We start from the raw sequence: 22,886 nt of genomic DNA on the forward strand, positions 1-22,886 counted from the left end.
AGACCTAACATCAGGTTAGGTCTAGACGGTTTATTCTCTCAAAAAAACCAATCGTCTTTTTTGCGACCAATTCGTACGCTAATTCCTTCCCCTTTTACTCCAACTTATGGCGGTCAGCCACGTCTTGGAGTACCATACAGTCTGATTTTTATATCTTCTAATCCATAATAAAAAAAGACAATAACCCTTTTGGGGAGTTACCATGTTTGAACATATCCAAGCTGCTCCTGCAGACCCAATTCTTGGTCTAAATGACGCTTACAAAAATGATTCCAATCCCGATAAGATCAACTTGGGCGTTGGCGTATACAAAGACGAACAAGGCAATACACCAATTTTGAAGGCCGTCAAACAAGCCGAGGAACGCTTGTTGGCTCGAGAAACAACCAAAAGTTACCTCAGTATCGAAGGCGCACCCGCTTATCGATCTGCCGTGCAAGCGCTTTTATTTGGTAAAGATCACCCTATTATTACCAAGCAACTTGCTCAAACAGCCCACACTCCTGGCGGCACAGGCGCATTACGCGTTGCAGCAGAATTTATTAAGAAACATTTACCAGAAGCCACAATTTGGGTCAGTAACCCAACTTGGGCAAACCACCAGTCTGTTTTCCAATCAGTCGGCTTAGAAGTCGGCAGCTACGCGTATTATGATGCCGACAGCAAATCCTTAGACTTTGAAGCCATGCTTGCCAGCCTGTCTCAAGTACCTGAAGGCGATGTAGTTCTGTTTCATGGTTGCTGTCACAACCCAACTGGCATAGATCCAACACCAGAACAGTGGTACCAGCTTGCTAAGCTTTGTAGCAAGCAAGGCTTCTTGCCATTGTTTGATTTCGCATACCAAGGTTTTGGTCAAGGCTTGCAAGAAGACGCTCAAGGCCTGCGTACTTTCTTAGAGCACGTTCCTGAGATGCTAATTGCAAGCTCATTTTCTAAAAACTTCGGTTTATACAACGAACGTGTTGGCGCTCTTACTATTCTGTGTGAAACCACGGAGCAAGCAGAAGCTACCTTTACACAAGTAAAACGCTGTATTCGTACCAACTACTCCAACCCGCCATCCCATGGCTCTGCTGTCGTTGCTGAAATCCTTAATGATGCAGAACTGTTCGCATTGTGGGAGAGCGAAGTCAAAGCCATGCGTACTCGTATTCACGAAATGCGCAGCTTGTTTGTAAATACCTTAAGAATCAAAGGCGTTAGCCAAGATTTCTCGTTCATTTCGCAGCAACAAGGCATGTTCTCTTTTTCTGGCCTTACCCCTGATCAAGTGGCTCAGCTGCGTAAAGAGTTCGGTATTTATATTGTTGGATCAGGACGCATCAGTGTTGCAGGTATGACTCACGACAACATGGAACCTTTATGTAATGCGATTGCGGCTATTTTAAAAGGCTAATTTCTTATTACTACACATGAAACATGTGCTCATTAAAAACGGCTTCAATTCACCTTGTGGCCGTTTTTTTATGCCTCTAATGTCTACTTGTTGTGTAATAGCCGAAAAGCCTGCTACTTTAGACGCCTCGTTTTTTTCGATAGAGATTTTTCAATGACTGCCACACTTATTTATTGCTATGACCCTATGTGCAGTTGGTGTTGGGGTTTTCGACCTACCTGGACCAAGCTACAAAAAGCCTTGCAACCGTTAATCGATCAAGATCAATTAACCATTCAACCTATGCTTGGCGGTCTTGCTGTTGATTCAGATATTGCCATGTCAGATGACATGAAGCTCAAGCTAGAAGCTACGTGGAAAAACATTCAAGCCACTCTCGGCAGCGACTTTAATTTTGATTTTTGGCGAACCACAACGCCTCGCCGTTCAACTTATCCAGCCTGCCGAGCGTGTTATGCGGCACGAGATACTGGATTAGAAGAAGAGATGTATCACGCTATCCAAGAAGCGTATTATCTGAATGCTAAAAACCCGTCGGACCTGGACACGCTTATTAAGTGCGCTGAGCACATAGGCATGAACCCAGAAGGCTTCCAAAAAAACATGCAACACATTAAGAATGAACGCTTGTTAGAAGAAGAAATAGAACAAGCAAGACACCTTGGCTTGAACTCCTTTCCTTCTTTAGCTTTATTGATAGGCGATAAGCTGACACAAATTCCGCTAGACTACAAAGATCACAACAATATGCTAAAAAGCATAAAAAAGGCGCTTTAAAAGCGCCTTTTTAAATTGTCTCTCTTAACAACGATTAACCAAAATCATGGTTAATCAAATCCAACATTGGGTTATAAAGTGGCTCGCTTGTTGTATGACGAGACTTTTTCTCTTCTTTCTCAGGCTGTGCTAAGTCGCTTTCTATTACGTCGACAAGTTCTTCCGTTTTTTGGTTTTCGGCAACAGACTCAGTCTCTGTTTGTTCATAGTCCTCAGGGGACTCTTCACTCATTGCCTCTTTAACTGGCTCAGCCTCAGACTCAACTTCATCATCCGTCAAATGATCCGCCAAGGCTTTTGCTAATGGCTCCACATCATCCAAGGTGACATTGACCACCAACCAGTTACTCGCATCCGCTTCATGGCTCACTAAAGCACCAGGCACTATAGCATGTCGAAAGCTGGCTAATAATGCCGTCATACTGGAAACCTCTAATGGTTTCGACAAACGCATCCAAAGTGACATACCACCTTTGCTGGCAGCAAAGCTGACTTTCTCGCCAAGTCGCGCTTCCAAATGCGCTTTAACACGTTCCGAATTAGCCCAAACATCTCGAGCACGTCTGGTTAATGAACGTTTGCTATTTGGCTGTAATGCATCACTTAGTGCCGCTTGCTGGGCATTGCTCAACGCCATGTCTGCGCCTAAAAAGGCCCCTTCCAACAAAGCTTGATGCTTACCTGGCAAACACCAGCTTGCCGAACGGTCTACGCCTTTTGATTCCACACCGCCGATGTAAACAATATGATCAGACGAGTCCAATGATTTATAGGTCATCATGGAGCCAGCGCGATACGCCAAATGAGAACATAAGTCCCACTCAATCACTGGTAACTTGGTTTCTTCGATAATTGCCAACCAACGACGTAAACTTAAATTACTCACCAACTGACCCGTAGGGAATGAGAACTGCCCAGGTAATACAATCAGACGAATGGATTTATCGCGTAAACAACGGATAGCTAAGTCTAAATCAACGCCACGCTCACCTGCTGTCAGGGTTATTACTTGTCGCCCTAAGCTCTGCAAGGTGGTGGTAATTCTAGGGTCGCAAGGTGTTAACACCAACACGTTATCACCACGTTGAGTCAGTGTTTGCACGGTTTGAGTAAACATAGCTAAAGGCGAATACCCTAGCCAAAGGTGAGAAGCATGCGCTTTGATACCCAGCCCTTTTAAATGCTCACTAACGGCTTCACGAGCCGCTAAATGGCCTTTTCCTAGTACTGGGAGATGATCTTCTTCTTGGCGTGATACAGAGTTTAAGAACGCTTCGCTTTGATCCACCAAAGCACCACGATGCGCAAGACACGACCAAGCAGGTTTGGTACCATCATTGGTTAACTCTCGTAGAGAATCACCTGCCAGTAACAAAGCTGGTTTTGTCTCACTGCGGTGACAAACAAAATAGCCCGATTTAGGACGAGATTCGATCCAACCATCTTCGCTTAATAACTCATAGCCATGAATGACCGTATTTAAACTAAGGCTCAACTGTTTCGATAAAGCTCGCAAGGATGGCATTTTATCACCGGGCACTATGGCCTCTTGCGACATCTGATACAAAAACCAATCCACCACACCTTTATATAAAAAATCCGCCACCGTTTTGTACCTTTTCTAGTTTGTCATCTAGTATCTGTTCTCAATCATTATAGCTGTCTTTAAAAAACGCAAGTAAAAGCCCAATAATTCACGATTTTGATGGGGGTTAAGGTACAATTTCATCAATTTAAGGCTGATTACATCGCTTTTAATCAATCTATCATCGGTTAAAATCAGCTCATTGTTCAAACATAAAGTAGAGTATCCATGGCTTTTGACCCTTCCTCGCTTCGTCACCTTTTCCCTATTCTGGCGCAATCGGCCTATGATCATCCATTAACCTATTTGGATAATGCAGCGACTACTCAAAAACCTTTGCCTGTATTGGATGCGATTCAGGACTATTATCGAAATTTCAACGCCAATGTTCATCGAGGTGCGCACTTCCTGAGCGACCGAGCTACAAACCGTTTTGAGCAGGCCAGAGAAATTGTCGCCAGCTTTATTAATGCCCCCGAACAAAGCCACGTGATCTGGACAAAAGGCGCGACAGAAGCCATCAACACTGTCGCATTTGGCTTAGAACATATACTCGAAAGCGGAGATGAAATCCTCATCACCAGTTTAGAACATCACGCTAATTTGGTGCCTTGGCAGCAATTGGCCTTTCGTACGGGCGCTCGATTACGTATTCTGCCATTAACGTCCAATGGCGAATGGGAACCTGAATTCAGCCATTACTTCACCGATCGCACGCGTATTTTTGCCGCGACGCAAATTTCCAATGCCATTGGCGCCAGCACACCGCTACAAACTATGCTGGATCACGCCAAGCAACAAGGCGCATTTACCCTTGTCGACGGTGCTCAAGCCGTGGCGCACTATCCTGTTGATGTACAAACACTTAATTGCGACTTCTATGTTTTCTCTGGCCACAAGATGTACGGACCAACTGGCATTGGTGTGTTATATGGCAAAAGTCATGCATTGGAAGTCTTGATGCCCTACCAAACTGGCGGGGAAATGGTGCGTCATGTTTCATACCAAGCGACTGAATTCAATGTTTTGCCTTATCGCTTGGAAGCAGGAACGCCACATATTGAAGGCGTTATTGGATTGGCGACGGCCTGTGATTTTCTGAACGCGCAGGATCGTCTCGCCTTGCTAGCTTGGGAGCAATCCCTCGCCGCTCACGCTTATGCGCGTCTACATAAAGAAGGCAGTATCGAGATTTATTCGCCCGAGAAAAACACAACTTTGGTTTCCCTAAGTGTACCCAATATTCACCTCTTAGATTTGAACACTTACCTAGATAGCCAAGGCGTCGCGGTTCGAGCTGGCAGTCACTGTGCCCATCCGTTAATGGCACAACTTGGCGTTGCCGGAACGTTAAGAGCCTCTTTTGCTTGTTACAATACCATGGAAGAAGCCAACCGTTTCTGTGATGTATTACTCGACGCCATAGACCTACTAAACGATGAGTAACCCGTGATGACAGACTCTTTAGAACAACAAAAGCCAGTAAATATAAAAGCCCAACTGAAAAACTGTCGCAGTAAAGAAGAAACCTTTAAAACACTGGTTACCTTAAGCAAAACACAGCCAAGACTGTGCGCTGAAGATAAAACCGAAGACAACAAGGTAAAAGGCTGTGAAAGCGCCGTTTGGCTTATTATTGTAGAAAAAGATGGTCTACGTCATTTCAAAGCCGACAGCGACGCCAAACTCATGCGTGGCGTACTCGTCGCCATATTGAGCTTAGTAGAAGGAAAAACGCTAGCGGATATTCAACAAATGGATCTAAGAGCAGAGCTAGCGGAACTCAACTTATCAAGCTACCTAACCAGCTCTAGAAACAATGGGGTATTGGCGATTTTGAAGAAGGTTAAGAGCTGAAGCAAATACAGGCGTAGCTGTACTCAACTCTTAAGCGATAAAACCCGCTATACCCAAACCAATAAATAATAACCCCGTAATACGATTAATTAGTACTATATGGTGTTTCAGTAAGTGGGACACCTTATCAATCGCAGATGAGATCAACACATGGATGATCAAGGTAATCACCACCAGCTCGATCGTAAGCAATATAGCATAGGTCACAAAATGCTCATTTGATGGCACGAACATCGGAAACAAAGCACCAAAGAACACCAGTGTTTTGGGATTCAATAACGAGATCAGCACTCCATTTTTAAAGCTGTAACCCTTTGCCGATATGGTCATTTCACTGTTAGCGTAATACAGTGCTTTGCAGCCTAAATAGGTAATATAAGCGCTGCAAAGCCACGTCATAATTTGAAACGCTTGCTCACTCGAGTGAATCACGGCTAATAGCCATGTATTAGCCAGTAAAGAGGCCAACATCAACCCTATGGCAATGCCAAAGATCACCGGTAACGTACCACGAAGATTGTGATTAATGCTGTTGCTGACAACCGCTAAACCACCAGGTCCTGGGGAAGCGGCCGATGCAAGACAAATGACTAAAAACGCTAGCTGACCTTCCATTTCTGATCCTATTGAGCCATAAAGAAAGTGCTACTGTAAGTTAGACAGATTGTCTTATCTTGTAAAAAATTGCTGTCGGTACGCCGATGGAGTAATTCCCATCGCACTCACAAAAGCTTTAGTGAAGTGGCTTTGATCATGAAAGCCACAACGATGCGCTACATCTATTGCACTCAACCCTACTTTAAGTTGTGCTCTGGCATGGTTCAGGCGCTGCTGAATTTGATATTGATGCGGTGTGAGCTGAAAGTAACGCTTAAATTCTTTGATTAAATGAAACTTACTGATACCCGCTTGTTGCGCCACGGTTTCCAGAGAAACTTTATGATGATACTGATCGGCAAGGTAATCACGTACCCGCTCGACGTTTGATTGAGCCGGTCCAAGCACTCTTGGCGATTGGCCGCGCTGCATCGCGTGTTTTTGCAGCAGATTGACTAAAAATAACTCCCAGTGCACTTCCAAATCCAGCGTTTCAGCACCCGATTCGAGCTTAACCAATAATAACTGCATTTGGCGACTCAAGCGTTCATCTTGCAAAATGCTCCCATGGAAGCTCGGCGCACCAGATCGCCCAAACAACTCTTGATATAACCCGCTCATACGATCTAACGAAGGGTATAAAGCACGATAACGCCAACCTTCACCACGACCTTTAGAGCCCGTATGCAGTTCATCAGGACTAACAATAGATAACTCCCCTGGTAAAGCATTATGCGTCGTTCCTTTGTGACTAAAGTGCATAACCCCCGCATCAACAATAGAAATGACATAATCAGCGTGAGCATGTTTACCAAACACCGTATCCGTGAATTGCGCATGAATCACCTCAAGGCCATCTAGAGATTGGCTACTAGTAACATGACAATATTCACCTTTATGCATGGATAAACATCCTTCTCATTACATTCGTAGCTACCAGATAATCAATAGTCATAACTTTCTGCTTATTTCTGCATCATAGTAGCTGATATGAGATCAGATATAACTGCTGTATCCCAGGGTAAATGTTTTGAATCACTTCCCTCAATTCATCCAAGATCATATTTTCTTGCTCAGCATGATAATCCGTTAAAGCGTCAAACAAGACAGGCTCGACAGACAATATTTTTAATCGACAAAACTCTCGACCGTCTTCGAAGGTAGACACAGTGACAACCGAGTTAGGAACATAATGCTTTTCCGCTTCATCACGCAAGGTAATCGTCTTCTTGCCCGATAGAATATCGGTCTCAAAGCGTTCAAAGAAAGTCATGGTTGTCGGTGTCATTACTTAATTCGCCTTTTGAGCCAGTTTTTCCAATACTCTCGACACCGCGACAAACGCGAAGGAAGCCGTTACTGCGGTGCTGGCCCCAAATCCGGTGTCACAATTCATTTTGGTTTCCGTATCGCCTTTTAAACGCTGATGAGACACGGTGCCGTCCCCTTGCGGATAACGTAATTGCTCGGTGGAATAGACGCATTCGATATCAAAGCGGCGTTTCGGATTGCGGGTAAAGTTGTAATAACGTCGCAGAAAATTTCGCAGTTTGGCGGCTAACGGATCTTTTTCAGTTTTAGCGAGATCACCAACTAAGATTTTAGTTGGATCGATTTGGCCACCCGCACCACCGACTGTGATGACTTTACGCTTGTTGCTCTTACTCCACGCCATTAGAGCCGCTTTTGGTTTAATGCTATCAATGCAGTCAATAATATAGTCAAACGGCGTAGAGAGCAGCTCAGAGATGTTTTCAGGGGTTATAAAGTCTTCGATGCAAGTTACTTGGCATTCTGGGCTAATCAACTTGATACGTTCCGCCATGACATCCACTTTTGATTGGCCAATGTTGCCATCTAAAGCATGAATTTGACGGTTGGTATTGGTGATGCAAACATCGTCCATATCAATCAGCGTGATGTGACCAATACCAGAACGAGCCAGAGCTTCTACTGCCCATGAGCCAACGCCACCAATACCGATGACACAAACGTGAGCTTGAGTAAAAAGCTCGTACGCTGCATCGCCATATAAACGGCGGATGCCACCAAATCGTTGATCGTTTGTCACTTTTCTCTCCTCGCAGCCAGATCGTCCTGCGCTTTTTATGTCAATAAGTGTATTCTGTGAACTTAGAAAATACAGATTACATTCTCTAAATAATTACTATGTACTGTGAGCCATATGATTCAGCAAGCTTTTGAAATGCTTGGTTTAACACCAAGAGAAACGCAACTTTACCAAACGCTATTAAAGCTAGGGCCGTCTTCCATTCGAGATATTGCCGAACACAGCGGCATTAACCGCGGCACAACCTATGAGTCGTTAAAACAGCTGCAAAGCAAAGGCATTGTGAGTTATTTTCCAAAAGGAAAACGTCGACTTTTTACCGCTGAAAACCCTGATATTCTATTAAACCTAGCGGAAGAAAAACGTAACCGCCTGAACAAGACCATCGATAACCTAAAAAACACGATTATTCCGAATTTGCATCAGCAGCAACCGGATTATCATCAAACACATGTACGCTATTACGAAGGCGATGATGGTATCGAGTGGGTTTTGCGCGATATTTTAAACGTGGTGTCGCAACAAGACCACAAAGAATATTGTGTGTTTTCGTCTAAACCGATTCGTCCCTTTTTGTATCGACCTTTTCCTAACTACACAAAGCAGCGTGTAAAGCTTGGTATTAACGTAAAAGTAATTGCTCTGGGGGATGGTGGCGAAGAAGCGGAATTATCAGAACGTAAGTGGATTAAAACGGAAGGGTCGGTTGATGCCAGTTATATCGCTATCTACCCACCAAAGTGTGCAATCATCTCTTTGGCGAGTAACAACTTCCCTTCTGCCGTGGTGTTGGAGTCAAAAGACATAGCCAAAGCCCAGCAGATCATCTTCGATACTTTGTGGAAGATGCTCTAAAAAACAACATTGCACTCAAATAACAGGCAATAAAAAAGCAGCTCGAAAGCTGCTTTTTTTTGACTTCAAACTCAACGTTGCCGCTTACTTATGTTCGCGGAACTGCTGAATCGTACGCAAACGCGCAACAGCTTCTGCTAATTCCGCAGTTGCACGAGAATAGTCGACATCAGCTTGCTGATTAGCTATGAGCTCTTTCGCATGCTCTTTCGCTTTCACTGCAGCTTCTTCGTCTAGGTCTCTTGCACGAGTGGCTGTGTTAGCCAAGACGGTGACACGGTGCGGTTGAACTTCTAGGAAGCCACCGGACACGAAGATAACCTCTTCGTCACCATTTTCTTTAACCACACGAACAGGACCAGCTTCTAAAGTCGTCAATAATGCAGCGTGACCAGGCATAATACCTAAGTCACCATTATATCCTGAAGCCACAAGAAATTGGACCGAGCCGGAAAAAATCTCTTGTTCAGCGCTTACGATATCGCAGTGTACTGTGATAGCCATAAGTTGCCTCTCTTAGTCATACTTAGTAAAAGCGCCGTTAGACGCTTTTACTACGCGTGATGGTTAAAGTTTCTTAGCTTTCTCGACGGCTTCGTCGATGCTACCAATCATGTAGAACGCTTGCTCTGGAAGATCATCAAACTCACCATCCAAGATGCCTTTAAAGCCACGAATCGTGTCTTTCAAAGAAACATACTTACCAGGTGCGCCTGTAAATACTTCTGCTACGAAGAAAGGCTGAGACAAGAAACGCTGGATTTTACGAGAACGGTTAACCGTTTGCTTATCTTCTTCAGATAACTCGTCCATACCCAAGATTGCGATGATGTCTTTCAATTCTTTGTAACGTTGCAATACCATCTGTACGCCACGAGCTACGTCGTAATGCTCTTGACCGATAACAAGTGGGTCAAGCTGACGTGAAGTAGAATCTAGAGGATCGATCGCTGGGTAGATACCCAAAGATGCGATGTCACGAGACAATACAACCGTTGCGTCCAAGTGAGAGAAGGTTGTTGCTGGAGATGGATCTGTCAAGTCATCAGCAGGTACGTATACCGCTTGAACAGACGTGATAGAGCCAGTCTTAGTAGAGGTGATACGTTCTTGAAGAACACCCATCTCTTCAGCAAGTGTAGGTTGGTAACCTACCGCAGATGGCATACGACCTAGCAATGCAGATACTTCTGTACCCGCTAGCGTGTAACGGTAGATGTTATCTACGAAGAAAAGTACGTCACGACCTTCGTCACGGAACTTCTCAGCCATTGTCAAACCAGTCAAAGCAACACGAAGACGGTTACCTGGTGGCTCGTTCATTTGGCCGTATACAAGAGATACTTTGTCAATTACGTTCGAGTCAGTCATCTCGTGGTAGAAGTCGTTACCTTCACGAGTACGCTCACCAACACCAGCGAATACAGAGTAACCGCTGTGCTCGATAGCGATGTTACGGATAAGTTCCATCATGTTTACGGTTTTACCTACACCGGCACCACCAAACAGACCAACTTTACCACCTTTCGCGAAAGGACAAACAAGGTCGATAACCTTGATACCTGTTTCTAGCAATTCGTTGCTAGAAGACTGCTCAGCATAAGAAGGAGCTGAACGGTGAATTGACCAACGCTCTTCTTCGCCGATTGGGCCTTTTTCGTCAATCGGATTACCTAGAACGTCCATAATACGTCCTAGTGTTTGAGTACCAACTGGTACAGAAACTGGCTTGTTTGTGTTTTCAACAACCAAACCACGTTTAATACCGTCAGTAGAACCCATTGCGATGGTACGAACAATACCGTCGCCTAGTTGTTGTTGAACTTCCAACACCAACTCTTTACCCTCAATGGTCAGGGCATCATATACTTTTGGCACGCTATCACGTGGAAATTCCACGTCCATAACAGCACCGATAACCTGTACGATGTGTCCGCTACTCATGTTCGGATCCTCTTAAATACCTAAATACCTTAAACCGCTGCCGCGCCGCTGACTATCTCAGAAATTTCCTGAGTAATCGCTGCTTGACGAGCCTTGTTGTACACCAACTGTAATTCATCAATGATATCGCCGGCGTTGTCTGTTGCGTTCTTCATCGCAATCATACGAGCTGCTTGCTCACACGCAATATTCTCAACCACTGACTGATATACTTGAGATTCAATATAGCGAACCAATAATCCGTCTAAAATTTCAACAGGCTCTGGTTCGTAGATGTAATCCCAGTGGTGCTGTAACTCTGTATTCTCTTCCGCTTTTAATGGCAAAAGTTGTTCAACCGTCGGGTTTTGAGTCATGGTATTCACGAACTCATTTGAAACCACATAAAGACGATCAATACGACCTTCATCAAATGCGTCTAGCATCACCTTAACACTGCCGACTAAGTCGTCAGCTTTTGGTGCATCACCTAAACCGGTGAAGGCTGCTGCTACATTTCCGCCGTAGTTACGAAAGAATGAAACGGCTTTACTACCAATCGCACAGATGTCGATTTCAACACCAGAATCAGCAAACTGTTTCATATCTTTAATGGCTTTTTTGAACACGTTAACGTTCAAACCACCACATAACCCACGGTCAGAAGAGACTACGATATAACCAACACGCTTCGCCTCACGCTCGGTAAGGTAACGGTGTTTATACTCAGGATTCGCGTTGGCCAAATGACCAACTACTTGGCGAATTCGTTCCGCATACGGACGAGAAGCGGCCATACGATCCTGAGCTTTACGCGTTTTACTTGCTGCTACTTTTTCCATAGCACGAGTAATTTTACGCGTATTGTTAATGCTCGAAATCTGAGTGCGTATCTCTTTTCCGACTGCCATAATAGAACTGCCCTTGTGAGAATGTTATTTCACAAACTGCAAGAAAGTGGTGACAGGCTAATTAGCTTGCCACCAAACTCATTACCAAGTTTGCGTCGCTTTAAACTTCTCGATTGCCGCTTTAAATGTCGCTTCAATCTCGCCGTTAAAATTACCAGTTTTGTTAATGTCAGCCATAAGATCAGTGTGTTCACTGTTCATGTAACCTAACAATGCTTTTTCAAAGCTAGCAATTTTGCTTGTTTCAACATCTTCAAGGAAGCCATCATTAGCAGCGTAAAGAACTACGCCCATATCAGCTACAGACATAGGAGAGAACTGCTTTTGTTTCATCAGTTCAGTAACCTGTTTACCGTGCTCTAGCTGCTTACGAGTCGCTTCGTCTAGGTCAGATGCGAACTGAGCGAAAGCCGCCAATTCACGGTACTGAGCCAATGCAAGACGAATACCACCGCCAAGTTTCTTGACGATCTTAGTTTGTGCTGCACCACCTACACGAGATACCGAAATACCGGCGTTCATCGCTGGACGGATACCCGAGTTAAACGCGCTCGTTTCCAAGAATATCTGACCATCTGTGATGGAGATAACGTTGGTTGGTACGAATGCAGATACGTCACCACCTTGAGTCTCGATGATTGGCAATGCGGTCAAAGAACCTGTTTTGCCTTTCACTTCACCATTGGTGAATTTCTCTACGTACTCAACGTTTACACGTGATGCACGCTCAAGAAGACGAGAGTGAAGATAGAATACGTCACCTGGGTAGGCTTCACGACCTGGCGGACGACGTAGAAGCAAAGAGATCTGACGGTAAGCCCAAGCTTGCTTGGTCAAATCATCATAAATGATCAATGCATCTTCACCGCGGTCACGGAAATATTCACCCATAGTACAGCCAGTGTATGGCGCTATGTAAAGCATTGCTGCTGGATCAGATGCGCCAGCGGCTACTACTGTGGTGTATTCCATTGCGCCAGCTTCTTCAAGCTTACGAACAACGTTAGCAATAGTAGATTGTTTCTGACCGATCGCTACGTACACACATTTAATGCCAGAATCTTTCTGAGCAATAATGGTGTCGATTGCTAGAGCTGTCTTACCAATCTGACGGTCACCGATGATCAACTCACGTTGACCACGACCAATTGGCACCATGGCGTCAATTGCTTTGTAACCCGTTTGGATAGGCTGATCAACGGACTGACGTTCGATAACGCCTGGTGCCACTTTCTCAACTTTATCCGTTAATTTTGCATCGATTGCGCCTTTGCCGTCGATTGGGTTACCCAATGCGTCAACAACACGACCAAGCAATTCAGGACCTACTGGAACTTCCAGTATACGACCTGTACATTTCACTTTTTGACCTTCTACAAGGTCTTGGTATTTACCAAGTACTACTGCACCGACAGAGTCACGCTCTAGGTTCAAAGCAATACCATAAACACCACCAGGGAATTCAATCATTTCCCCGTACATAACATCTGCCAGGCCGTGGATCAGAACGATACCGTCTGCCACGCTGACAATTGTGCCCTCATTTTGGGCATCAGAAGATACATCGAGGTTCTCGATGCGCTTCTTGATAATCTCGCTGATCTCAGATGGATTCAGTTGCTGCATGCTAAATTCCTCAACCCTGGTTTCGATTTAACGAAACACTAGGAGTTTATCGCCTCGGCCAGTTTCGCTAGTTTACCGCGAACTGAACCGTCGATGATTAAGTCACCTGTACGAATAACCACGCCACCAAGTAGGCTTGCGTCTGTTTCACTGGTTAAGTTGACTGTACGATCCAACTTTTTCGCCAATGAAGCGGCTAATGCTTGTGTTTGTTCTGCTGTAAGTTCAAATGCAGACGTAAATTCAACATTTACGGCTTTTTCGAAATTCAGTTTGAACTGTAAAAATAGCACAGAAATCATAGGAAGAAGCGATAAACGCTTATTCACTGCAAGGGTAAGCAAAAATGCTTTACCTTGCTCTGTAGCTACTTCTGCACAAACGTCCGCTAGAGCGTTTGCCTTCTCTTCCGCACTAAAAGCCGAATTTTTAAGTGCCTGTTTAAGCTTAGGTTCTACTGTTACAGCAGCTAATATGCTTAACATATCAGCCCACTCAGTAATTTGACCTTGCTCTTTAGCAACTTCAAAAACGGCTTTCGCATACGGTCGCGCGACTGTTTTTAATTCAGCCATTAGACCCTCGCTTAAAGCTCTTTGGCGAGCTGTTCAACGATCTCGCTATGTGCTTTTTCGTCAATGGTGGCTCCCAAAATCTTCTCGGCACCAGCAAATGCAAGAACAGAAACTTGAGCACGCAATGCTTCTTTAGCACGCATAACGTCTTGCTCGATCTCTGCTTGAGCTGCTTCGCGCAGACGTTTGCCATCGGCAATCACCTGCTCTTTCGCCTCGTCGATCATTTGGTTCGCACGTTTGTTGGCTTGTTCAATAATCTCGGCCGCGTTGTCTTTGCTTTCGCGTAAAATCTGGTCGGCTTGTTCTTGTGCCAACTCAAGATCACGGGAAGCGCGGTTCGCTGCTTCTAAACCGTCTGCTATTTTTTTGCTACGCTCTTCGAGCGCAGCAATCACTGGTGGCCACACAAATTTCATGCAGAACCAGACAAAAATGGCAAACGAAATAGCTTGGCCTATAAGTGTGAGATTCAAGTTCACGCTAATATCCTCGCTCTAGTCGTTCAAAAAATAAATCACTTACAATCAAGCGACGTATTAGCCAGCAACCTGAGCAATGAATGGGTTAGCGAAAGTGAAGAACAACGCAATACCAACACCAATCATAGATACAGCATCCAAAAGACCTGCAACGATGAACATTTTGGTTTGTAGCATTGGCGCAAGTTCTGGTTGACGCGCACTTGCTTCAAGAAATTTGCCACCCAAGATAGCAAAGCCAATTGCTGTGCCCAATGCAGCCAAGCCGATAAGGATTGCTACAGAGATAACAGTTAAACCAACTACAGTTTCCATTTTAACTCCTAGATTTTACAGTTTTAGATTCAAGTTTAAAAAAATATTACTATATATAACAATATCTTAGTGTTCTTCGTGAGCCATGCTCAGGTATACAATAGTCAACATCATGAAGATAAAAGCTTGCAGTGTTATGACTAGTATGTGAAAAATTGCCCATGGTACAGACAAAGCCCACTGAACACCCCAAGGCAAAAGAGCAATCAAGATAAAGATCAATTCACCGGCATACAAGTTACCGAATAATCGCAATGCCAATGACACAGGTTTTGCTAATAACCCAACCACTTCCAAAACAAAGTTAAATGGAATCATGATTGGAGTATTAAAAGGCTGTAATGTAAGTTCTTTCATGAACCCACCAACCCCTTTAATGCTTATGCTATAGAAAATAATCAAGAAGAAGACAGACAAAGACATACCTAGTGCAGCATTGATATCTGTTGTCGGCACTATCTTAAAGTATTCAATACCGAAAACATCCGTAGCAATTCTAGGAATGAAGTCAATTGGTACCAAATCCATTAAGTTCATCAAAAATATCCACACAAAAATGGTTAACGCTAATGGAGCGATAACTTTGCTTTTGCCATGAAAACTTTCTTTGACTGAGTTATCAACGAACTCAACCATAAGCTCTACGAAATTCTGTAGGCCTGTAGGAGTCGCTACTGACGCTTTCTTCGCTGCAAAACGAAACATTGCTAAAAACAAAATACCCAAACCAATAGAGAATCCCATTGTATCTAGGTGAATCGCCCAAAAGCCCATGTCTGCAGCTTGCTTAGATGTCTCCGCAATACCCCAGCTACCATCAGGATGCTGACCAAAGGTCAAATTCTGAAGGTGATGCTTTATGTACTCCGAAGCTGTTGGATTTTCACTTGCCATATTTATATCCACGCTCTTTTAATGATAAAAACCACGCGCCCACTGTTCGTTAAATTAACGAATAACAGCAGGGCTGAGCCAGTGACTCAAAATTGCTAAACTAAAGCCCGCAAAAAAGCTTCCAGCGGCCAGAGGTTTCACCAGAATAAACACCAGTGATAGCAGTAAGACAGTTAAAACCAGCTTACCAGCCTCTCCTCTATAAAAAGATTTAACAACCTCTTTCGCAGGCAAAATTCTTTTATGGCCGAACACCCGCCAAGCCATATAAACATTGGGTAGTATGCTGGTCAGCCCTCCTAATAAAAAAGAGTACCCATACAGACCATTAACGATGTAAAAGATTCCCAAAGAAACAAAAAAAGTGAGCATTAATTGCAATAAAAGAAAACGAAACACAGCCTTCTTTTTAGCGCTAATCATTGCACTGGCGCTTAGTGGCTTATTTGCCTCCATTACAAACTCTCTTTTTGCACAATAAAAGTGCAATCAATGTGATGATTTACAAAATTCGAGGCATTATATGGGTTATGGCGGCTGTGTTCAACTTAAAACGGATAGTGGGATCAGTTTCTACTCATCTTGTCTAGATAGAAAAAAGCACTTGTCACGAATTGCTTCATTTCCCAGCCAGGAGCTCGCTAACCAAGAGTTCTAGGTGCTCAGGGTTTCTATACTCAATGACAAGCTTACCTTTTCCTTTTGCTGAAGGCTGTATTTTCACCGCTGCATTAATCTTTTGGCTAATGCGTTCAGCTTCTGCACTTAAATCAGGCAGAGATGGTTTGTTATCTTCATTTTTATCAACGACTTGAAAGTTTTTCACTAATCGTTCCGTCTCACGAACAGACAAAGATTTAGTGACAACTTGTGACGCTGCTTGAATTTGTTTGTCATGCTCTAATGGCAATAACGCTCGAGCATGGCCCATTTCGATATCACCATGTTCTAATAAACGACGTACTTCTGGTGTTAAACCTAGTAATCGCAATAAATTTGCTACTGTCGAGCGAGATTTACCAACGGTATCGGCAACTTCTTGTTGAGTAAGGTGAAAATCTTCAACTAAACGCTGTAGTGCCAAGGCTTCTTCAACGGGGTTTAGGTCTTCGCGTTGAATATTTTCGATCAGAGCAAGCACGACAGCATCAGCGTCCTCGACATGGCGCACAATCACAGGTACTTGTGTTAAGTCCGCCAATTTGGCAGCTCGCCAACGGCGTTCACCGGCGATGATTTCATATTGATTATGACCATTTGGTCGTACAACAATCGGCTGCATGATGCCTTGGGTACGAATGGAAGCAGCCAAATCTTCTAATTGTGAAGGATTCATGTCACGACGAGGTTGGAATTTCCCTTTAGAAAGCCATTCTACTGGTAAATAAGTCAGACCTTTAATTTGCTCATTGTTTGAGCCACTTTCAGCCTCATTAGTTGGCGTCGATTGTGGTGCCAATAATGCATCTAAGCCACGACCTAGGCCTCTTTTTTTCATCGTCATTTCATTAACCCTAATTGGTATCAAAGTACGCTTATAACACAATAATTATGCGACAGATTTTCTAATAAACTCACCGGCCAATGCTAAGTAAGCAATAGCGCCTCGAGATTGTTTTTCATAATGTAAAACTGGCAAGCCGTAACTTGGTGATTCCGCCAAACGAATATTTCGAGGAATCACAGTATCATACACTTTGGAACCAAAATGTTTATGGAGTTGGCTAGAAACATCGTGAGTTAAACTAGGACGAGGATCATACATGGTTCGTAAAATACCTTCGACCTCTAGAGAGGGATTTAATGCCTGAGTAATACGCTCAATTGTTTGCAGTAAAGCGGTCAATCCTTCTAGCGCGTAATACTCACACTGCACCGGAATCAAAACTCCCTGTGAAGCAGCTAACGCATTAACAGTCAGCATATTCAATGCAGGCGGACAATCCATCAATATATAATCAAAGTCATTGTCGACTTCATACAAACCAGCACGTAAGCGTGTTTCTTTACTTGGTAAATCTAGTAAAACGACTTCCGCACCAGTTAAATCACCATTAGCAGGCAATACCCAGTAGTCCCCAGGCATGCTTTTTTTCATGACTTCTTTTACGCCATGAGAACCAATCAATACATCATAAACACTGGTGTCTAATTCTTCTTTGGTAAAACCGCTACCTGTTGTTGCATTACCTTGTGGATCAAGATCAATTAACAGCACTCGACGTTTCATCGCCGCTAAGGATGCTGCTAAATTAACGCAAGTAGTGGTTTTACCAACGCCACCTTTTTGATTGGTTACTGCTATGATTTTTGCCATGCTTTATCCTTTACGCGTCATCACAACCATGTGACGCTCCGCCTGAACATTTGGCACATTTAGAGGTTCTACAGACACTACATCAACGCCTTTGGGCAGTGTCGCTATTTCTTCGCTAGGATAAACACCCTTCATAGCCAAAAAGTTACCCGAGTCTTTCGGAAGCGGCAACGTCCAATTAATCATATCTTCTAAAGAGGCAAAAGCTCTTGAAATAACATGATCGTAAGTGCCTTGAAAAGCATGCTTTTCAACACGTTCATTGGCTACGGTTACGTTATGAGTACCTAACTCCATCTTAACTTGTGTTAAGAAGCGTGTTTTTTTGCCATTACTGTCTAATAACGTAAATTGTTTATCTGGATAACATATAGCAAGCACCATACCAGGTAAACCCGGTCCAGTGCCGACATCTATAATATTTTCACCGGTGATAAAAGGTAATGTCGCCAAACTGTCTAACAAGTGTAATGTGATCATTTGCTCAACATCACGAATAGCAGTTAGGTTGTAAGCCTTATTCCACTTTTCGAGCATGGCTAAGTATTTTACAAGTGTCTGAATGGTTTCATCAGATAGAACAGCGCCCATTTGTTGGGCGCCTTTTTGAATAGTGTCAAAGTGTGTCACAGTCGATCCATTTCTATAGAGATAGCAATTAAGGATTATCGGCTGATGATTCTAGGCACTTTTGCGCGCAATCGCACGTTTTTTCAAGTGAATTAATAGTAAGGATACTGCAGCTGGCGTCACACCTTGGATTCGAGATGCTGCCGCAAGCGTTGCAGGGCGCTGTTGAGTCAGCTTTTGCTTGATCTCATTCGAAAGACCTTCCATCTTGGTATAATCCAAATCTTCAGGTAGCTCGGTATTTTCTTGACGACGTAGACGCTCAATATCTTCGGCTTGACGAGAAATGTAGCCCGCGTATTTCACAGCAATTTGTACTTGCTCAGAAACTTGTTCGTCCACAGGCTCATCAAGAGCATTTTTCAAATTCGCTACATCGGAATACACAATGTTCGGACGCTTTAGTAGATCCAACAAGCTGTATTCATGAGTAATTGGCGTTTCCAATTTAGGATTGATACTTTCCGCTTCTGGTGTATTTGGCACAACCCAACTCGATTTAAGACGTTGCGTTTCTACTTCTATTGCTTCACGTTTTTTACAGAAGGCAGCCCAACGCTCATCAGAAACCAAACCAAGCTCACGACCTTTTTCAGTCAAACGCATGTCAGCATTGTCTTCACGCAAGATCAAACGATATTCGGCACGACTAGTAAACATGCGATAGGGTTCTTTTGTACCCATGCTAATCAAGTCATCAACTAATACACCTAGATAGGCTTCATCACGACGCGGCGTCCACGCTTCTTTATCTTGAGCTAATAAGGCAGCATTTAGACCAGCCAGTAACCCTTGTGCGCCAGCTTCTTCATAACCTGTTGTTCCATTGATTTGTCCTGCAAAGAACAAACCTGGCATGTGTTTGGTTTCTAAAGAATATTTTAAATCCTGAGGATTAAAGTAATCGTACTCAATAGCATAACCAGGACGAGTGATGTGGGCACTCTCCATGCCTTTCATCGAACGTACTAGCTCAATTTGTACATCAAATGGCAAAGATGTCGAAATACCATTTGGATACAGTTCGTGTGTCGTTAAACCTTCTGGCTCGATAAAGATTTGATGAGAGTTCTTATCGGCAAAGCGTACTATTTTGTCCTCAATAGAAGGACAGTAACGTGGCCCAATGCCTTCTATAACACCAGAGTACATTGGTGAACGATCCATACCAGCACGAATTATGTCGTGAGTTTGTTCATTAGTATGAGTAATAAAACACTCAACTTGACGAGGATGCATTGCACGATTGCCCATATATGACATAACAGGATCAATGTCATCACCAGGTTGTGCCTGCATCAGAGAAAAATCGACAGTACGTGCGTCAATACGAGGTGGTGTTCCCGTTTTTAAGCGATCAACACGGAATGGTAAAGCTCGAAGTTTTTGCGCTAAGCCAATAGATGGCGGATCACCAGCACGGCCACCTGAGTGGTTTTGTAAGCCAATATGGATAACGCCACCTAAAAAGGTACCGGCCGTTAAAACAACGGTTTTACTATTAAAGCGAATACCTGTTTGAGTAATCACACCACGAGCAGCACCATCTTCAACAATCAGATCTTCAGCCGATTGTTGAAAAAGCCATAAGTTTTCTTGGTTTTCTAACTTATGGCGAATAGCCGCTTTATATAAAATGCGATCAGCTTGAGCTCGTGTGGCTCGAACAGCAGGTCCTTTACGAGAGTTCAAAGTACGAAACTGAATCCCCGCTTGATCTGTTGCTAATGCCATAGCGCCGTCTAAAGCGTCTATTTCTTTAACCAGATGGGACTTCCCTATGCCACCAATGGCGGGGTTACAGGACATTTGTCCTAAAGTTTCAATGTTGTGAGAAAGTAACAAAGTTTTAACGCCCATACGAGCTGCTGCTAAAGCTGCTTCTGTACCAGCGTGTCCGCCACCAACCACAATCACATCAAAGCGACTTGGGAAATCCACAGGAACCTCGGTATTACTAAATAAAATGAATAAAAAACGATCAATCATCGATTGAGGCCGCTTAGTATATAGGCTAATTTCCAAAAAGAAAGAGATCGAAACTCTCTTAACCCGGTCATCAATATTAATATATTTAAGTAAGTATATAAGGTCTTTTATGTTTGTTATGTTTATATAGCAAGCTAATTTCTGTGTATAAAGATAAAAAATCTATACTTATTAAGTGTTTATAAAGATAACATCTTGTTAAGACAGGGCGGGTTATCTTGTGGTGTGGATAACCTAAACCTGTGCATAAAATAGGGACTTATACAGAGTCGATTTTTAAGGTCCAAGTTGTTAAAAACTGTGCAAAACTTCCTATCAAGCTATCACCATACTTATCAACAAGCTGTTTTTTGTTTCTTGAATGCTTTAAGTTGTTGTTTATTATGTTTTTTTATGTTTTTCTCCACAAAAAAAGCCCTTTTTCTAAAAAAAATAATCCACAAGAAAAAAAATAAAAAATTTTATTTTTTTCTAGATAGCCAGTGTGAATAATTACCTTAGATCCTGATTTTTGTTGATGTTCGAGCCATTGTGGAGAAAGAAAGACAATCTTGAAAAAATCTACCTGTGAGTAACTATTTTGCCTTTATGATCATCTTCACTGTATAAAGCGACAAATGAGGATGAGGCTATATTTGAGAGAGTGGCTTGTATTGAATTATCAAAAGCGATATCGGCATTCAATGAAACAATGGAGAGAAGTTTCTTGTGCAGTGGCGACGAGGTTAAGAAGAAAACGAGTTGATTACAGGCCTTAGCGCCCTCGCCCTGTTGCGTTTTTTAGTTATTAAACTGGACCGCGATAGAAAATAGAGCAAAAAAAAGCGCCTATCAAAGGCGCTTTTTAAGGTAAGAAGCTATAAAGCGAGGTTAAGCTTCTTCTTTCAAGCTTTTCATATCGATAATGAATCGGTATTTCACATCGCCTTTTTTCATGCGCTGATAAGCTTGGTTGATATCCTGGATATTGATCATCTCAGCATCACATTCAATGTTATGCTCTGCACAGAAGTCCAACATTTCTTGTGTTTCTGCAATACCACCGATCAAAGAACCAGTGAGTACACGACGTTTCATCACCAAGTTGGCCGCATGAACCGCTGGTTCCATTGGTTCGATAAGACCGACTAAAATGTGCGTTCCATCGACTTTTAAGCAACCCAAGTACGGGTTCAAATCATGTTGAACGGGAATGGTGTCTAATAAATAGTCGAATGTCATTGCGGCTGCTTTCATTTGTGCTTCGTCAGTTGAAACGATCACATAATCTGCGCCTTGTTTTTTCGCTTCTGCAATTTTACTTTCTGAACGAGTGAAAATAGTCACTTCTGCACCAAAGGCTTTTGCGAATTTCACGCCCATGTGGCCTAAACCGCCCATTCCTAAAACACCGACTTTATCGCCTGCCTTAATGCCGTGATGACGTAGTGGAGAATACGTTGTGATACCAGCACATAATAAAGGAGCGGCTTTACTCAGTTCTAAAGTCTGAGGAATAGATAAGACGAACTTTTCACGCACTACTATGTGATCTGAATAACCACCGTAGGTTAAAGTTCCGTCGATTAGATCGTGAGCACCATAGGTTCCGACTGGACCATTATCGCAATATTGCTCTAAGTCCGCGGCGCAATGGGAGCAATGCTGACAAGAGTCGACCATACAACCTACGCCGACAATGTCGCCAATCTTATATTTGGACACTTTACTGCCAACTTCGGTGACTTTACCGACAATTTCATGGCCAGGAACGATTGGGTAATTACTTGGTCCCCAATCACTTTCCGCCGTATGAATATCAGAGTGACAAACACCACAATAAAGAATGTCGATATTTACATCGTCTTCACGAAGCGCGCGACGTTCAAATGAAAAGGGTGCTAAAGGGGTTGTTGCAGAGAGTGCAGCATAAGATTTTGCTTGGCTCATAAATAGTTACTCCAGTGTTAGAACATGAAATATGTGTTACCTAGTGTAGAGTAAGCTTTGATGTTTTGTGTTGTGCATTCTTGCTATTGTTTTGCCTATTTCTCTAAATAGTTAAAACATAACTTTTCCTACACAATCTTGTATGGATAATAAC

At 43.2% G+C, this 22,886-nt stretch carries 24 protein-coding genes; 5 read left to right on the forward strand and 19 right to left on the reverse strand.

Going from position 1 to position 22,886, the window contains the following annotated elements; all coding sequences use genetic code 11:
• The first annotated feature begins 202 nt into the window (after positions 1–202).
• On the forward strand, positions 203–1,399 hold the full coding sequence (locus DFP77_RS01100; RefSeq protein ID WP_114410464.1) for an amino acid aminotransferase: 1,197 nt from the start codon (positions 203–205) through the stop codon (positions 1,397–1,399).
• A 153-nt stretch (positions 1,400–1,552) separates the two neighbouring features.
• A complete protein-coding gene (locus tag DFP77_RS01105; RefSeq protein WP_114410465.1) occupies positions 1,553–2,176 on the forward strand; it encodes a DsbA family protein in 624 nt (207 codons plus the stop codon).
• Between the two features lie 34 nt (positions 2,177–2,210).
• Here DFP77_RS01105 and DFP77_RS01110 read toward each other — a convergent pair whose 3' ends face one another.
• Entirely contained in the window at positions 2,211–3,782 is a 1,572-nt protein-coding gene (locus DFP77_RS01110) for an aminotransferase class I/II-fold pyridoxal phosphate-dependent enzyme (protein WP_114410466.1), read from the reverse strand.
• Between the two features lie 207 nt (positions 3,783–3,989).
• Here DFP77_RS01110 and DFP77_RS01115 point away from each other — a divergent pair, with 207 nt between their 5' ends.
• A complete protein-coding gene (locus tag DFP77_RS01115) occupies positions 3,990–5,207 on the forward strand; it encodes an aminotransferase class V-fold PLP-dependent enzyme (protein ID WP_114410467.1) in 1,218 nt (405 codons plus the stop codon).
• A gap of 6 nt (positions 5,208–5,213) precedes the next feature.
• A complete protein-coding gene (locus tag DFP77_RS01120; protein ID WP_114410468.1) occupies positions 5,214–5,618 on the forward strand; it encodes a SufE family protein in 405 nt (134 codons plus the stop codon).
• A gap of 30 nt (positions 5,619–5,648) precedes the next feature.
• Here the strand turns inward: DFP77_RS01120 and DFP77_RS01125 are convergent, their stop codons facing one another.
• The 4 genes from DFP77_RS01125 to tcdA form a co-directional block, all read right to left on the reverse strand.
• Positions 5,649–6,233 carry a LysE family translocator gene (locus tag DFP77_RS01125; protein ID WP_114410469.1) on the reverse strand — a complete coding sequence of 195 codons (585 nt, stop codon included), beginning with the start codon at positions 6,231–6,233 and terminating at the stop codon, positions 5,649–5,651.
• A gap of 54 nt (positions 6,234–6,287) precedes the next feature.
• Entirely contained in the window at positions 6,288–7,118 is an 831-nt protein-coding gene (locus DFP77_RS01130) for an AraC family transcriptional regulator (RefSeq protein WP_114410470.1), read from the reverse strand.
• Between the two features lie 73 nt (positions 7,119–7,191).
• Positions 7,192–7,503, reverse strand: a complete 312-nt coding sequence (yqfB, locus tag DFP77_RS01135) for a N(4)-acetylcytidine aminohydrolase (RefSeq protein ID WP_114410471.1) — start codon at positions 7,501–7,503, stop codon at positions 7,192–7,194.
• 3 nt (positions 7,504–7,506) lie between these two features.
• On the reverse strand, positions 7,507–8,286 hold the full coding sequence (tcdA, locus tag DFP77_RS01140; RefSeq protein WP_114410472.1) for a tRNA cyclic N6-threonylcarbamoyladenosine(37) synthase TcdA: 780 nt from the start codon (positions 8,284–8,286) through the stop codon (positions 7,507–7,509).
• A gap of 114 nt (positions 8,287–8,400) precedes the next feature.
• Here tcdA and DFP77_RS01145 point away from each other — a divergent pair, with 114 nt between their 5' ends.
• Positions 8,401–9,141: a TrmB family transcriptional regulator gene (locus DFP77_RS01145; protein WP_110576200.1), complete on the forward strand. Its 741-nt coding sequence runs from the start codon at positions 8,401–8,403 to the stop codon at positions 9,139–9,141.
• 84 nt (positions 9,142–9,225) lie between these two features.
• Here the strand turns inward: DFP77_RS01145 and DFP77_RS01150 are convergent, their stop codons facing one another.
• From DFP77_RS01150 to DFP77_RS01215, 14 genes are all read right to left on the reverse strand, one after another.
• Positions 9,226–9,645, reverse strand: a complete 420-nt coding sequence (locus DFP77_RS01150; protein ID WP_114410473.1) for a F0F1 ATP synthase subunit epsilon — start codon at positions 9,643–9,645, stop codon at positions 9,226–9,228.
• Between the two features lie 63 nt (positions 9,646–9,708).
• Positions 9,709–11,085: a F0F1 ATP synthase subunit beta gene (gene atpD, locus DFP77_RS01155; RefSeq protein ID WP_114410474.1), complete on the reverse strand. Its 1,377-nt coding sequence runs from the start codon at positions 11,083–11,085 to the stop codon at positions 9,709–9,711.
• 29 nt (positions 11,086–11,114) lie between these two features.
• Complete coding sequence (gene atpG / locus DFP77_RS01160; RefSeq protein WP_114410475.1) at positions 11,115–11,975, reverse strand: F0F1 ATP synthase subunit gamma; 861 nt, start codon at positions 11,973–11,975, stop codon at positions 11,115–11,117.
• An 81-nt stretch (positions 11,976–12,056) separates the two neighbouring features.
• Complete coding sequence (gene atpA, locus DFP77_RS01165; protein ID WP_114410476.1) at positions 12,057–13,601, reverse strand: F0F1 ATP synthase subunit alpha; 1,545 nt, start codon at positions 13,599–13,601, stop codon at positions 12,057–12,059.
• 38 nt (positions 13,602–13,639) lie between these two features.
• Positions 13,640–14,176 (reverse strand): F0F1 ATP synthase subunit delta, encoded by a 537-nt coding sequence (locus DFP77_RS01170; protein WP_114410477.1) that lies wholly within the window; start codon positions 14,174–14,176, stop codon positions 13,640–13,642.
• A gap of 11 nt (positions 14,177–14,187) precedes the next feature.
• Positions 14,188–14,658: a F0F1 ATP synthase subunit B gene (locus tag DFP77_RS01175; protein WP_110576211.1), complete on the reverse strand. Its 471-nt coding sequence runs from the start codon at positions 14,656–14,658 to the stop codon at positions 14,188–14,190.
• A gap of 57 nt (positions 14,659–14,715) precedes the next feature.
• Positions 14,716–14,973: a F0F1 ATP synthase subunit C gene (atpE, locus tag DFP77_RS01180; RefSeq protein WP_087610906.1), complete on the reverse strand. Its 258-nt coding sequence runs from the start codon at positions 14,971–14,973 to the stop codon at positions 14,716–14,718.
• A 66-nt stretch (positions 14,974–15,039) separates the two neighbouring features.
• On the reverse strand, positions 15,040–15,867 hold the full coding sequence (gene atpB / locus DFP77_RS01185; RefSeq protein ID WP_114410478.1) for a F0F1 ATP synthase subunit A: 828 nt from the start codon (positions 15,865–15,867) through the stop codon (positions 15,040–15,042).
• Positions 15,868–15,921: 54 nt separating this feature from the next.
• Complete coding sequence (locus DFP77_RS01190) at positions 15,922–16,323, reverse strand: ATP synthase subunit I (protein WP_114410479.1); 402 nt, start codon at positions 16,321–16,323, stop codon at positions 15,922–15,924.
• A 163-nt stretch (positions 16,324–16,486) separates the two neighbouring features.
• Positions 16,487–17,371, reverse strand: coding sequence for a ParB/RepB/Spo0J family partition protein (locus DFP77_RS01195; protein WP_114410480.1), 885 nt, complete (start codon positions 17,369–17,371; stop codon positions 16,487–16,489).
• A gap of 45 nt (positions 17,372–17,416) precedes the next feature.
• Positions 17,417–18,184, reverse strand: a complete 768-nt coding sequence (locus tag DFP77_RS01200; RefSeq protein WP_114410481.1) for a ParA family protein — start codon at positions 18,182–18,184, stop codon at positions 17,417–17,419.
• 3 nt (positions 18,185–18,187) lie between these two features.
• Entirely contained in the window at positions 18,188–18,814 is a 627-nt protein-coding gene (gene rsmG / locus DFP77_RS01205) for a 16S rRNA (guanine(527)-N(7))-methyltransferase RsmG (protein ID WP_114410482.1), read from the reverse strand.
• Between the two features lie 51 nt (positions 18,815–18,865).
• Positions 18,866–20,755 carry a tRNA uridine-5-carboxymethylaminomethyl(34) synthesis enzyme MnmG gene (mnmG, locus tag DFP77_RS01210; RefSeq protein WP_114410607.1) on the reverse strand — a complete coding sequence of 630 codons (1,890 nt, stop codon included), beginning with the start codon at positions 20,753–20,755 and terminating at the stop codon, positions 18,866–18,868.
• A gap of 918 nt (positions 20,756–21,673) precedes the next feature.
• Entirely contained in the window at positions 21,674–22,732 is a 1,059-nt protein-coding gene (locus tag DFP77_RS01215) for an NAD(P)-dependent alcohol dehydrogenase (protein ID WP_114410483.1), read from the reverse strand.
• Between the last annotated feature and the right edge of the window lie 154 nt (positions 22,733–22,886).

The organism is Marinomonas foliarum (genome assembly GCF_003337275.1).
Lineage (GTDB): Bacteria > Pseudomonadota > Gammaproteobacteria > Pseudomonadales > Marinomonadaceae > Marinomonas > Marinomonas foliarum.